This is a genomic window from Mammaliicoccus lentus, assembly GCF_947036595.1.
In the GTDB taxonomy this organism is placed as follows: Bacteria; Bacillota; Bacilli; order Staphylococcales; family Staphylococcaceae; genus Mammaliicoccus; species Mammaliicoccus lentus.
This window is the reverse complement of sequence record NZ_OX344834.1, coordinates 2,335,737-2,347,895: the sequence shown is the minus strand read 5'-3', so window position 1 is coordinate 2,347,895 and position 12,159 is coordinate 2,335,737. Positions and strand designations below refer to the sequence as shown.

16 protein-coding genes are annotated in these 12,159 nt (G+C 31.5%); 10 read left to right on the top strand and 6 right to left on the bottom strand.

What is annotated here, in order from left to right:
- Window positions 1-84 precede the first annotated feature (84 nt).
- Together ACNMOQ_RS11670 and ACNMOQ_RS11665 are read left to right on the top strand one after the other, a co-directional pair.
- On the top strand, window positions 85-570 hold the full coding sequence (locus ACNMOQ_RS11670; RefSeq protein WP_416349861.1) for a DUF1648 domain-containing protein: 486 nt from the start codon (window positions 85-87) through the stop codon (window positions 568-570).
- Window positions 571-578: 8 nt separating this feature from the next.
- A complete protein-coding gene (locus tag ACNMOQ_RS11665) occupies window positions 579-1,139 on the top strand; it encodes a DNA-3-methyladenine glycosylase I (RefSeq protein WP_064211156.1) in 561 nt (186 codons plus the stop codon).
- Window positions 1,140-1,272: 133 nt separating this feature from the next.
- Here the strand turns inward: ACNMOQ_RS11665 and ACNMOQ_RS11660 are convergent, their stop codons facing one another.
- Window positions 1,273-2,562, bottom strand: coding sequence for an oligosaccharide MFS transporter (locus ACNMOQ_RS11660; RefSeq protein WP_353805098.1), 1,290 nt, complete (start codon window positions 2,560-2,562; stop codon window positions 1,273-1,275).
- 246 nt (window positions 2,563-2,808) lie between these two features.
- Here ACNMOQ_RS11660 and ACNMOQ_RS11655 point away from each other — a divergent pair, with 246 nt between their 5' ends.
- Window positions 2,809-3,426, top strand: a complete 618-nt coding sequence (locus tag ACNMOQ_RS11655) for a CadD family cadmium resistance transporter (RefSeq protein WP_416349860.1) — start codon at window positions 2,809-2,811, stop codon at window positions 3,424-3,426.
- An 18-nt stretch (window positions 3,427-3,444) separates the two neighbouring features.
- Complete coding sequence (locus ACNMOQ_RS11650) at window positions 3,445-3,795, top strand: ArsR/SmtB family transcription factor (protein ID WP_064205337.1); 351 nt, start codon at window positions 3,445-3,447, stop codon at window positions 3,793-3,795.
- A gap of 44 nt (window positions 3,796-3,839) precedes the next feature.
- Here ACNMOQ_RS11650 and arsC read toward each other — a convergent pair whose 3' ends face one another.
- Window positions 3,840-4,241 (bottom strand): arsenate reductase (thioredoxin), encoded by a 402-nt coding sequence (arsC, locus tag ACNMOQ_RS11645; protein ID WP_194201073.1) that lies wholly within the window; start codon window positions 4,239-4,241, stop codon window positions 3,840-3,842.
- A 203-nt stretch (window positions 4,242-4,444) separates the two neighbouring features.
- Here arsC and ACNMOQ_RS11640 point away from each other — a divergent pair, with 203 nt between their 5' ends.
- The 3 genes from ACNMOQ_RS11640 to ACNMOQ_RS11630 all read left to right on the top strand — a co-directional run bounded on the left by ACNMOQ_RS11640 (window position 4,445) and on the right by ACNMOQ_RS11630 (window position 5,875).
- A complete protein-coding gene (locus tag ACNMOQ_RS11640) occupies window positions 4,445-4,765 on the top strand; it encodes an ArsR/SmtB family transcription factor (RefSeq protein ID WP_416349859.1) in 321 nt (106 codons plus the stop codon).
- A gap of 82 nt (window positions 4,766-4,847) precedes the next feature.
- Entirely contained in the window at window positions 4,848-5,735 is an 888-nt protein-coding gene (locus ACNMOQ_RS11635) for a permease (RefSeq protein ID WP_416349858.1), read from the top strand.
- Window positions 5,736-5,749: 14 nt separating this feature from the next.
- Window positions 5,750-5,875 (top strand): alcohol dehydrogenase, encoded by a 126-nt coding sequence (locus ACNMOQ_RS11630; RefSeq protein ID WP_416349857.1) that lies wholly within the window; start codon window positions 5,750-5,752, stop codon window positions 5,873-5,875.
- A gap of 117 nt (window positions 5,876-5,992) precedes the next feature.
- Here ACNMOQ_RS11630 and ACNMOQ_RS11625 read toward each other — a convergent pair whose 3' ends face one another.
- Complete coding sequence (locus ACNMOQ_RS11625) at window positions 5,993-6,430, bottom strand: MarR family winged helix-turn-helix transcriptional regulator (RefSeq protein ID WP_016998417.1); 438 nt, start codon at window positions 6,428-6,430, stop codon at window positions 5,993-5,995.
- Window positions 6,431-6,654: 224 nt separating this feature from the next.
- On the opposite strand from ACNMOQ_RS11625, the gene ACNMOQ_RS11620 reads away from it, so the two are divergent.
- Complete coding sequence (locus ACNMOQ_RS11620; protein WP_016998416.1) at window positions 6,655-7,413, top strand: threonine/serine exporter family protein; 759 nt, start codon at window positions 6,655-6,657, stop codon at window positions 7,411-7,413.
- A 13-nt stretch (window positions 7,414-7,426) separates the two neighbouring features.
- A complete protein-coding gene (locus ACNMOQ_RS11615; protein ID WP_416349856.1) occupies window positions 7,427-7,882 on the top strand; it encodes a threonine/serine exporter family protein in 456 nt (151 codons plus the stop codon).
- 58 nt (window positions 7,883-7,940) lie between these two features.
- On the opposite strand, the gene ACNMOQ_RS11610 is transcribed toward ACNMOQ_RS11615, so the two are convergent.
- Complete coding sequence (locus ACNMOQ_RS11610) at window positions 7,941-8,384, bottom strand: YtoQ family protein (RefSeq protein ID WP_016998414.1); 444 nt, start codon at window positions 8,382-8,384, stop codon at window positions 7,941-7,943.
- A gap of 110 nt (window positions 8,385-8,494) precedes the next feature.
- On the opposite strand from ACNMOQ_RS11610, the gene ACNMOQ_RS11605 reads away from it, so the two are divergent.
- Window positions 8,495-9,016, top strand: coding sequence for a GNAT family N-acetyltransferase (locus ACNMOQ_RS11605; protein ID WP_064205333.1), 522 nt, complete (start codon window positions 8,495-8,497; stop codon window positions 9,014-9,016).
- An 865-nt stretch (window positions 9,017-9,881) separates the two neighbouring features.
- Here ACNMOQ_RS11605 and ACNMOQ_RS11600 read toward each other — a convergent pair.
- On the bottom strand, window positions 9,882-11,054 hold the full coding sequence (locus tag ACNMOQ_RS11600) for an Nramp family divalent metal transporter (RefSeq protein ID WP_016998412.1): 1,173 nt from the start codon (window positions 11,052-11,054) through the stop codon (window positions 9,882-9,884).
- Between the two features lie 77 nt (window positions 11,055-11,131).
- The gene (locus tag ACNMOQ_RS11595; protein WP_064205356.1) at window positions 11,132-12,073 is read right to left on the bottom strand and encodes an agmatinase family protein; all 942 of its coding nucleotides are present in this window, start codon (window positions 12,071-12,073) and stop codon (window positions 11,132-11,134) included.
- Window positions 12,074-12,159 lie beyond the last annotated feature (86 nt).

The following is a 12,159-nucleotide window of genomic DNA, read 5'->3' as shown; positions in this document are numbered from 1 at the left end:
CGATAATCTATTTAATAAGTTAATTTTAAAAGCAGCAAGCACTTATAGTGTACTTGTTGCTTTTTTTAATAAGGAGGACAAACCGTGATTAAACGTGTTTTAGATATTTCTGGTATATGTTTATGGATTGCTACTCTATTAATTATATTGATTAATTATCCTTCGTTGCCTAGTGAAATTCCAAGTCATTATAATGTCTCAGGCGAAGCGGATGCTTGGGCTACAAAAGCCTTTATTTTCTTTTTACCAACTTTAGGTATAATAATCTGGGGAGTATTACATTTCATAACACGTGGGACTAAATTGGATCGGTATATAAATGTTTCTACATTATATGGTCCACCGAGTAACGAGCAGATTTCAAGTGCTAAGTTTTTAATAGATGTTCTGAAATTTGAAACTGTTGCCTTATTTTCATATCTAGCTATTAAAGATATATATACGGCATACGGTATGCCATTTAACCTAGGAATGTGGGAAGCAATAATTATATTGGGTATATTTGGTGTAACAATTTTATTATCTATGATACATAATTATGATTTAGATAAGAAGAAAAAAGAAGAATAGGTGATGGAATGATTCAAGAATGCACTTGGCCTAAAAGCGACTTAATGAAAGATTATCACAAAAATGAATGGTGTAGGGTGAGTAAAGATGACCAATATATATTTGAAATGCTATCTCTAGAAGGTGCTCAAGCAGGATTGTCATGGGAAACTGTCATTCAAAAACGAAAAGATTATCAAGAAGCCTTTCATAACTTCGATATTAAAAAATGTTCCGAACTAACTGACAAAGAAATTGAAGACATTAAAGAACAATATAATGTCATAAAACATATGGGAAAGTTAAAGTCCGTTCGAAACAATGCAGTGCAAGTGATAAAACTTCAAGAAGAGTGGGGCAGTTTATCTAACTTTTTATGGTCTTATGTAAAAAATGAACCTATAATAAACGAATGGAAGGATATTAATGAAGTACCTGCAGAATCAGAACTATCCATTCAACTTAGTAAAGACTTGAAAAAGCGTGGATTTAAGTTTGTCGGCCCAAAAATCGTATATTCTTTTCTACAAAGTATAGGCATAATTGATGATCATATTATAACTTGTCCTTTCCATACTTATAATAGATAAAATTAGGGATTGGGACAGAAACCTTATTTTAAAAAACAGTTCTTACAATATAACAAACGAGTCTGAAACATTAAATATGTTCCAGACTCGTTTTATTTATCTTTTTTGTTTCCAAGAGAAAAGAAGAACTATATTAATTCGTTATTTGAGCATTTCTAATAAACGCATCTCCATCGACCATTTCATCATCATTTTTCAGCATAAACAGCCCGAATATACCTGCAACCATTACGATGACAGAAATAATGATAAATGTATAATTGTAACCAACAGCATCTCTTAACATACCTAATGGTGTAGAAAGTATTACTGAACCGATTTGTCCAGATATTTGTAAACCTACTAGATATAGTGTTGCTGATAACTTTGGATCGAAGTGTAATGTGATATATCTAAATGCCGGTAACATGAATAATGGTACTTCTAACGCATGCATCATTTTAATCATAGACATTAAAACAGTACTATCGGTAGCAGCGCTTAAACCTATTCTAAGAAACATGACTGAAACGCCAAGCATCAATGTAGGTTTTACTCCTATTTTCATCATGATAATAGGAACAACCCCCATCATTAAAGCTTCACAGAACACTTGAATAGCATTTAAATTACCATACATAGTTTGCCCAGTTTTTGGATCATCAAATAGTTTTGTATAGAAATCTGGGAACATTTGCCCATCATAAATACCGTAGAAAGTAGCTGTAAACATAATGAACAACATTACAATCCACAGATGTTTCATTTTAAGTGTCCTCATGAAGTCTCGAGCTGATGGTATAGCATCGTCCCCAGGATTATCTCGTAAATTTCTAATTTTAACCTTCTCACTTTTAGATCTCCAAAAAATAAGAATTAATAATAGTACTAAAGCTATTAAAGAACCTAACCAAAAATTAAGCTCAGGATCTATAACAAACAAATGACCTGCAACTAAAGCTGATATCGCATATCCAACAGAACCCCAAGCTCTAGCTTGACCGTATTTAAAATTAAATAAACGGCTTAGTTTCTCTGAAACTGTTTCGTAAACACCAGTTGCAGAGAGGAATCCAGCAGAAAGGAATATAGAACCTACTATTACACCAATAAAGAAATGATTTTGAATCAAACTTTTATATATTAAAGTAAAAAATGGACCAACTAATACAGACATAGAAGCACAGAAAATAATTAATGTTCTTTTAATAACAAGCTTATCTTGTATTATTCCATAACCAAATAAAAATAAAATTGTTACAAATGAGTTTACAGAATATATTGTACCGATTTCTCTACCTGATAATCCTAAACCATTATCTTCTGATGCAAGCCAAATTTGGAATAGAGACCACCAAATAGACCATGATGCAAAATAAAAAAACATTGTCATAGAACTTTGTAAATAAGAAACATTTTGGAAGTTTTGAAAATACTTGTTCATACCAGTTCTCCTCTTTAACTTTATTTGAAAACGTTTTCGTTAAAAGTATTATATATTTACAATAATCGAATGTCAACCGGTTGACATAAATATAATATTAGCCTTGATTCCAAATAGTAAAGAGGATATATGTATAAAAGGAGTGAGTAAGAAGGGGGTTAAAGAGGGAATAGAGTATAGCGGTTTATGATTTTACAATGGATAGTGTTATAATACATTCAAATATATATTTGAATGAGGTGTGTTATGTTTCAGACAATAATAACTGCTACAGTGCTTTATGTTGCTACTGCAGTTGATTTATTAGTAATTCTTTTAATTTATTTTGCTAAGGCAAACACTAAAAAAGAATATAAAGATATTTATATTGGACAATATTTAGGTTCTCTCATATTAATAATTGTGAGTTTATTTTTAGCATTTGTATTAAATTATGTTCCAGAAAAATGGATTTTAGGTTTGCTGGGTCTAATTCCTATATATTTAGGTATTAAAGTAGCTATTTATGATGATTGTGAGGGAGAAAAAAGAGCCAAGAAAGAATTAAATAAAAAAGGTTTATCAAAATTAGTTGGTACTGTAGTTTTAGTTACGGTAGCAAGTTGTGGTGCTGATAATATCGGGCTTTTTGTTCCATATTTAGTAACGTTAAATAGTATTGAATTGTTAACCACTTTGTTAGTATTTGTGACATTAATTTTTATTTTAGTATTCACAGCTCAGAATTTAGCAAATATACCTGGAATTGGTGAAGTTGTAGAGAAATTTAGTCGTTGGATTATGGCTGTTATTTATATAGCCTTGGGAGTATTTATTGTTATTGAAAATAAAACTATTTCAACATTGTTAAGCTTTATATTATGATAAAGGATAGTGATTTAAATGGATAAAACAATTACTTGTGATGTGATTTGTATTCATGAAGAGAAAGTTGAAAATGCTATGAAGTTTATAAATGAAGATAAATCACAAAAATTAATTAATACATTACTAAAGATAAGTGATGAAAACAAATTGAAAATTATATTAGCTTTAATTCAAGAAAAAGAGTTGTGTGTATGCGATTTATCGGTAACATTAAATATGAGTATTGCATCTACCTCTCATCATTTGAGAAGTTTATATAAAAATGATGTACTTAATTTTTATAAAAAGGGGAAGATGGCTTACTATTTTATTAAAGATAACGAAATAAAATCATTGTTATTACAACATTTAATAATTATAAAATAAAAGGCTGAGACATATGTCTCAGCCTTTAGTTACAAACAAGATTATTATTCCGATACTTCTTTAAATTGTTTTATTCTGTCGCCAATTTCATCTCTGACGCGTTGAAATTCTGACCAATCTTTACCTGCTGGATCATCAAATCCCCAATGTTCTTTTTTGACACTGGCTGGTATAGTAGGGCAGTTATTATCTGCATCACTACATAATGTTACTACTAAATCAGATTGTTTCAGGATATTATTATCAATTAAATCAGACGTTTGTTCTGAAATATCAATGTCTACTTCTTTCATAGCTTGAATTGCCTTAGGATTTACACCGTGCGTTTCTATACCAGCAGAATATACATTCCATTCTTCACCTAGTAAAGATTTACCCCAACCTTCAGCCATTTGGCTACGACAAGAGTTACCAGTACATATAAAATAAATTGTTTTGTTAGTCATAATTATTGTCCTCATTTTTAGTATATAGTAAACATTAGGTATAAATATATAACCTAAACTATTAATAGAGTACCATCTATATAGGTATAGGTCTATGTTAATTATTTGACTTGCAATGTTGGAAAATCTAATTTATAGTTATTATATCAAAAAAAGTTGATGTAATAACTATATTAAATATATATAAGGGAGGAGTGTGTTTTATGGAAATTATTAAAACCAATTCAAATTTAGATGGCGAAGAACAATTAGATTTTTATGAAAATTTGTTTAACGCTCTTGCTGACAAGATTAGACTTAAAATATTGAAATCTATAAGTCAAAGTACTTCCAAATCTTTATGTGTTTGTGATTTAGAGGAATTAATGAATTTGAAACAATCTAAACTTTCTTATCATTTAAAGAAATTAGTGAATGCGAATATTCTAATTGCTGAAAAGCATGGTACTTGGAATTATTATAAAATTAATGAAAAACAAATACAGGTAGTATTAAATGAAGATACTTGTTGTAAGATACTTTAAGTATCTTCTTTTAAAAACAATTAATCAATTTTTCTTGATTTATATATCAATAAAAATTGATTAATTAAAATGGAGGTTAGATGTGACAGTGGAGCAAATAATAGAATTTTTGAAAACATTTGTAATGTTATTTTTAGAACTATTGACTTTATTTATAATAGTTAGTTTCATTGTGAGTTTGATTCAACAAATAGTTTCAGAAGAAAAGATTAAAAATTTCTTAAGTAAGCCTAATCAAACCATTAATTACATATATGGGATGATATTTGGTGCTATTACACCTTTTTGTTCTTGTTCTACAATTCCTATACTTGCGGGACTATTGAACTCAAAAGTATCTTTTGGACTAGCGATTAGCTTTTTGATAGCTTCTCCTTTAATGAATCCGCTTATGATATTTATGTTATGGGTGTTATTAGGTTGGCAAGTTGCGATTGTTTATTTAATCGTAATAGCGATTTTGAGTATTTTAACAGGATTTGTATTTTCAAAAATGAAATTAGCGAATAGTTATAAAGGTATAAATGTAAAAGGTGATGGATTTTTTGCTAATAAAACAGGGTCTCGTTTTAAGCAAGCATTGAATGATGCGTGGGCTTTTTTATACCCAATGCTCCCTTATTTATTAATAGGCGTGTTTATAGGATCTTTCATTTATGGTTTTATACCAGCCGCATTCATTACTCAATATGCGAGTGGCGACAGTATTATTTCTGTTATTATTGCTTCTGTGATCGGTATACCGATGTATATAAGACCAGAAACGATGCTCCCTATAGCTGAAGCGTTAGTTTCTAAAGGCATGTCTGTAGGCACAGTAGTAGCTTTAATAATAGGTGGTGCAGGAGCTAGTATTCCGGAAGTCATTTTGCTATCTAAATTATTTCAGAAGAAATTTGTAATTTCTTTTATTATGGCAATCTTAGTAGTAGCTATAGGAACAGGTTTAATCGTTAACCTTATTATTTAAAGGAGGTGAGATAATTGAGTATTAAAGATATGTTTAAAAAGATAAAACCTAAAGAACAAGAGTGTTGTTCTGTAGAATTCGAGGAAAAAAATGATAGTAAAGTTAACAAAGAAGATAACAATAATCAATCTAATGAATAAAGGTATAGTAATTTTTACCTAATATGTTTCTCTTTCTACACAAAAACGCCCTCTAAGTTTTCACTTTTTTAGTGTATACTTTGAAGGGCGTTTTAATAATTAGTGGATGTGAATTTTCTATTGAATATCTTTGCTTAAAGTATTATCAATAAAGTACTCTAATGAGTCTCTTAATTCTGTGTATTGTTCATTTTCCATGTCTAATTTTTTAAATGAAGTGACGACTTCGTCTAAAATGGCACTTTGTGTTTCAATGCCTTGTTGAGTTAAAGAAACACGTAAATTTCTTTCATCATTAACCGCTCTTTCTCTGTTAATGAATCCTTTTTCTTCTAATTTTTTTAAAAGTGGTGTTAGAGTACCTGAATCTAGGTATAATCTATCACCTAACGTCTTGATATTGATCACTTCTTTTTCATCTATAGCTACAAGAACGATATATCCAGTATAAGTTAAATTATATTTCTTTAATAACGGTGTATACTTTTTAATTAATTCTTTTGACGCAACATATAATAAGAAACCAATTTGTTTATCAATAGGTGGTAAACCCATTTTATCATCCTCCTTACGTCAAAATTAAGCCTATTATGAAATGGGTTCAAAGTCAAGTTGTAACAAAAATGTTCATAAAATTGCATAAATTATGGTGCTCAATTTACTATTTATATGAATTTTTTGGAAATAAGATAGAAAATAAATAAATATTGAATTTTCAGTTAAATTACAGCTGAATTTTTGATATTCTTATAGGTATAGCAAAGTGAGGTGGTGGGTGGATGGATAAACAGAATGTTCCTGAAGAGTTAGTTCAAGAAATTGTAATGAAAGCTGGTCGTGTCCTGTTGGAAGCTGGAGCAGAAGCGTTCAGAGTAGAAGATACGATGTATAGAATGGCAAAACATCTAGGCTATCCAAATAACCAGTGTTATGTTAGTTCCACATTCATCAACTTTGCTTTAGACGTAAACGATAATATTAGGGTATATCGTGTTAGTAAAAGAGATACAAATTTGGGAGATATTCATCGTGCGAATAATGTATCACGAATGCTCGTGAACGAACAAATTACTGCTATAGATGCATTGGAAAGACTGAATAAAATACATGCTTCACCTTTACCTTACTCACTGAAACTTAAATTTTTTATAGCGGGATTTATATCACTGTTCTTTCTATATTTATATAGTGGGGATATGCAAGATATATTGGCTACCTTTTTAGCAGGTGCTATAGGTTATACTATAGTAGAATTAGTGCACTCTTGGACGAGAGTGAAATTTATTGCAGAGATTATTGCAGCCGCCGCAATTGCCTTAATTGCCATCTATAATCAAATGTGGCTAGGTGGAGATACACTTAATATCGTTATCATATCAGCAGTCATGCCAATTGTACCAGGTGTATTAATAACTTGTGCAATACAAGATTTATTCCTAGGACAACTGTTGGTAGGTATTTCTAAAGGGTTAGAAGCGACCTTTACCTCTATTGCTATCGGAACAGGTGTAGGTATTATATTATTAATTTTCTTTTGAGAGGTGAGGTACGTTGATAACAATAATCTTAAATATAGTATTTAGTTTTGGTGCATCTTGTTTTTTTGGATTATTGTTTAACGCGCCAAAATATTTACTTGTACCAGCTGGTCTAGTTGGAGCTGTTGGCTGGGGAATGTTTCAAATTAGTATATTCTATGATTATTCAGATATTCAGGCATCATTCTTTGGTGGATTTTTTGTTGGTATCATGAGTCATTATATGTCGAGAAAATTTTTCTCTCCTGCCATCCTTTTTATTATCCCAGGGATTATCCCACTTGTTCCCGGTGGTACAGCTTATCAAGCAATTAGAAATTTAGTGCTTAACAATTATCATGAAGCATTAGTCACAATGATACAAGTTGCTTTAATATCTAGCGCTATAGCTCTAGGGTTATTAATATTTGACTTGTTATCTAAATTATATTTTACTTATGGTAAACAAATAAAATTAAAAAGAAATTAAGAAATCAGGCAAGATAGTTAATCATCTCGCCTGATTTTATCATTTCCTAGGAAATATATTATTCATAAATGTACTGTATAACTTCTAATGCTTGCTCAATTGTTTCTACTGTAACATTTGCTTTATTAGATAGTTCTTTAAGTGGATGGATTAAATCTGTAGGTCTCACAATAATTAATGGTTTATTTAGTGTAATCGCAGCAGACGCATCCATTGCTGTATTCCATTGTTTATACTTTTCTCCAAATAAAGCGATAACGATATCTGCTTTATTCATCAATACTTGTGTACGTAAGTTGTTGATATCAGAAGCAGCGTTATCTCTATAATAATTGTTAGGTTGCTCTCCTAAGATATCTTCACCAATGTTATCTGAACGATCATGGTTTGTTTGTGGACCGACAAATGTTAGTGGTAAGTCTTGTTGCTTAGCTTTTTGTGCAAGTTCATCACGCCAATCATCATGAATTTGACCTGCTAAATAAACAGTTAAATTTAACATATAATAAAATCCTCCTTTTAACTAAGTTTAACATATGCAAAAAGGATTACATATTTGATATGATTGTAAAAAATATAATAGTTCAAAAATTATGAAAGTGGGTTCTAAATATGTGTTCAGTAACAATTGATAAAATTAAAAATGAAGAAGTTACGATTTTATCTAAAATTTGTAAACAAACTTTTAGTGATGCTTTTAAACATACAATGTCTGAAGAAGATTTAAAAACATTTTTCAAAGAGGCTTATAGTACAGAGGCATTACTAGATGAAATGAGTAATAAACAATCATGGTACTTTTTTGCTAGATATAATGGAGAAGTAGCTGGTTATATGAAATTAAACATTGGAGACGCTCAAACAGAACCAAAAGGCGAAGACTATTTGGAAGTACAGCGATTGTATATGTATCGCGAATTTCAATCCAAAGGTATAGGTAGCATACTTATGGAAAAAGCATTTGAAATTGCGCGTGACAATGGAAAGAAAAAATTATGGCTAGGCGTGTGGGAAAATAACCACAGAGCTATAGAATTTTATGAAAGACATGGCTATAAAATAACAGGATCACATCAATTTTATGCAGGGAATGACATATCTACAGATTATATAGTAGAAACAAATATAAGTTGATTATAGAAAAACACTTCCGTATAGATTCATGTAGTATGAACCAATACGGAGGTGTTTTTATTATATTTTTATTTATTGTATATTTAAAAGCTTATGAACTCTTTATACACAAAAACACAAGTAGCTATGATAAAACTTTGAAGCAGTACTGATTTAAAATTAGATCCTTTTTCTCCTTTACTAAAGGTATTTATTAAGCCATTTATGAGTAACATAACTATGGATAATAAAATAAATGTTAATAGATATACTACTAGTGATGAAATCATTGAAATTCCTCCGTTCTTGTAAAATTACTAATGTAAGCGCTTTATAATTATATTAAATCACTTTGATTGGGGTAAAACAATCTTTTTTTACAATTTCTAGGAGGCTTATTTATTCATACTTTCACTGGTGAAAAGGTAGCTATGTTGCAAGAGAAAGTCCACGCGCAACATAATGCCCCCGAAAGTTGCAAGACGAGATCCACGTGCAACATAATGCCTCCGAAAGTTGCAAGACGGGTTCCACGTGCAACATAATGCCTCCGAAAGTTGCAAGAGCAGGTCCACGTGCAACATAATGCCTCCGAAAGTTGCAAGACGAGATCCACGTGCAACATAATGCCTTCGAATGTTGCAAGACGAGATTCACGTACAACATAACATACTCCTTATTGACAAGACTACTGAGAAAAGGCAATAAGGCTATCGTTATTGACACGTTTTACGAGAAATGACAACAAGGCTATCGTTATTGACACGTTTGGTGAGAAAAGACAATAAGGCCACCATTATTGACAGGTTTTGCAAGAAATGACAATAAAAAATAGAGGTTGAGACATGTATTTATGTCTCAACCTCTAAAAATTCAATAAGCCATATTATAATAAACTTTGAATAGCATCGACTAGACTGTAAATACCTAAGAATGATACTACAAGTACTACAAACAGCCCGATAATATTCAACACGATACCATTTGCGAATTTTCCCATCATATTTTTCTTGTTTAAAATGATAAATATTAAAATCGCAATGATTGGTAAAATAACGCCATTTAAAGCTTGTGCGAGTAACAGTACTTCAAGTGGTTCAAATCCTAGTGCTGAAGTTATAATACCGATAAATATAACAACAGCGAATACGAAGCGGTATTTTTTGCTTTTAACGCCACCTTTCCAACGTAAGCAACTGCTTATTGTTGCTGCTGCGCCCATTGGAGAGGCTATTGCTGAGGATAATCCGGCTGAAAATAGTCCGATACTCATAAATAATGGTGCGAAATCTCCGAGAATTGGCTTAAGAGGCTCAGATAGTTGAACAAGACTTGATACTTCATCTCCTTCAATTAATGTACCAGCTGTGATCAGTATTGCAGCGGATATGATACCACCTAAACCTATCGCAACGATTGTATCTATACGTACTGCCTTTAAATCTTTAATACCGTTAAATCGTTCGTGAATAGAACTCGCGTGTATAAAGAAGTTATAAGGTACGACAGTTGTACCTATTAACGCGATAACTGTTAATAAAGAGCCATTAGGTATACTTGGTACAAATGCTCCTTTGAGTACTGCACCGAAGTCTGGTTGTATAACAATAACTGTCGTAACAAATATAACGCCCATTACTAATACAAGAACAGTCATGACTTTTTCGATTAAATCGTAACTACCAATTAAACCTATGCATAAAATGATAACGCCAATAATAGGTGCGATAACATTTTCAGGCACACCTATTAAATAGGCGGCACCTAAAGAAGTCCCTAGCAAATCTCCGGATATGTATGCAGCACAACCAACAGCAACAGCTATCATACTAAACCATACTGTGATGAGTTTTAGTAAATGATGATTGAATATATCCCGGATTGCTTCACCTAAGCCTTCATTGGTAACGAGTGCTAAACGTGCAACCATTTCTTGAAGCGCAATGGTCGCGATAATAGAGAATAAGACTGCCCAAAGCAGACTATATCCAAAGCCTGCTCCCCCTTGAGTCATCGTTGTAACAGTTCCAGGACCTATGAAAGAAGCGGTTATAATCATACCTGGTCCGAATATACCAAAGTTACTTTTCCTTTTATTTTCTACGATTTAAACCATTCCCTTCGTTTACAAAAACATTAAGCTTTATTTAAATGTTTTATATGTCCTGCTAATACGTAAAGCACAGCTGTAGATACAAAGTGTGATGAATTTTGATTAGCGTCTTGCATTGGATAGACTTCTACAAAATCCATACCAACTAAACCTAATTTTCCAAATTCATAAATCATTGTTAATAATTCATAACTTGTTAAACCATTGCCATCTACAGGTCCTCCTGGATTAAAAGCAAAGTCCAACACATCACTACAAATCGTTAAATATACAACATCTACATCATTACTTGCTTGCAAATATATATCTTTAGCGAATTTGCGTAAATCGTCAGTTTCACGTATATCATTAATTGTAATCGTAACTGCGCCATTTTCTTTAGCGAACTTTCCTGTTTCAGGCTGGTTTCTTGGACCGTGTATTCCTGTATGAATAAGGCTTTCATTACGAATACCTTCAGTTTCATAAAGTCTCATGAAAGGTGTATTACGAGCGAATTGCTCATTTTCATAATTCGGCATATTATCATAATGTGCGTCTAAATGTATGATACCTACACGTTTTCCAGTGTTAGTTAAGGCTTTTAAAATTGGATAAGTTATACCATGATCGCCGCCTAAACCTACTAGAAACTTTTCAGAACGCCATAAATTTTCGGCAAATTTCTCTATGTTTTGCACAGTTTCATCAACGTCATGAGGTACTGTTGAAACATCGCCTACATCACCGATTGTTAAATGTTCGTGTACATCAATATGATCCAATTCAGGAAGATAACCACTGTATCTTGCTGAAGACAGCCTAATTTGCTTAGGACCTAATTCACAACCTGTGTAGTCTCCCCAAGTACACGGACCTTCAAACGGAACACCATAAACTAATACATCAGTTGAATAATCTTTACTCTTTGATAAATTTTGTGATCCTAAAAAACAAGGTGTATTGCCATAAATTCGTTCACTCATTGTAATAATACTCCTTTCTCTTAATAATGGTAATTATATAAAAGTATTCACTAGTTATCAAATTTTTCTGAATATTATTTGGTATA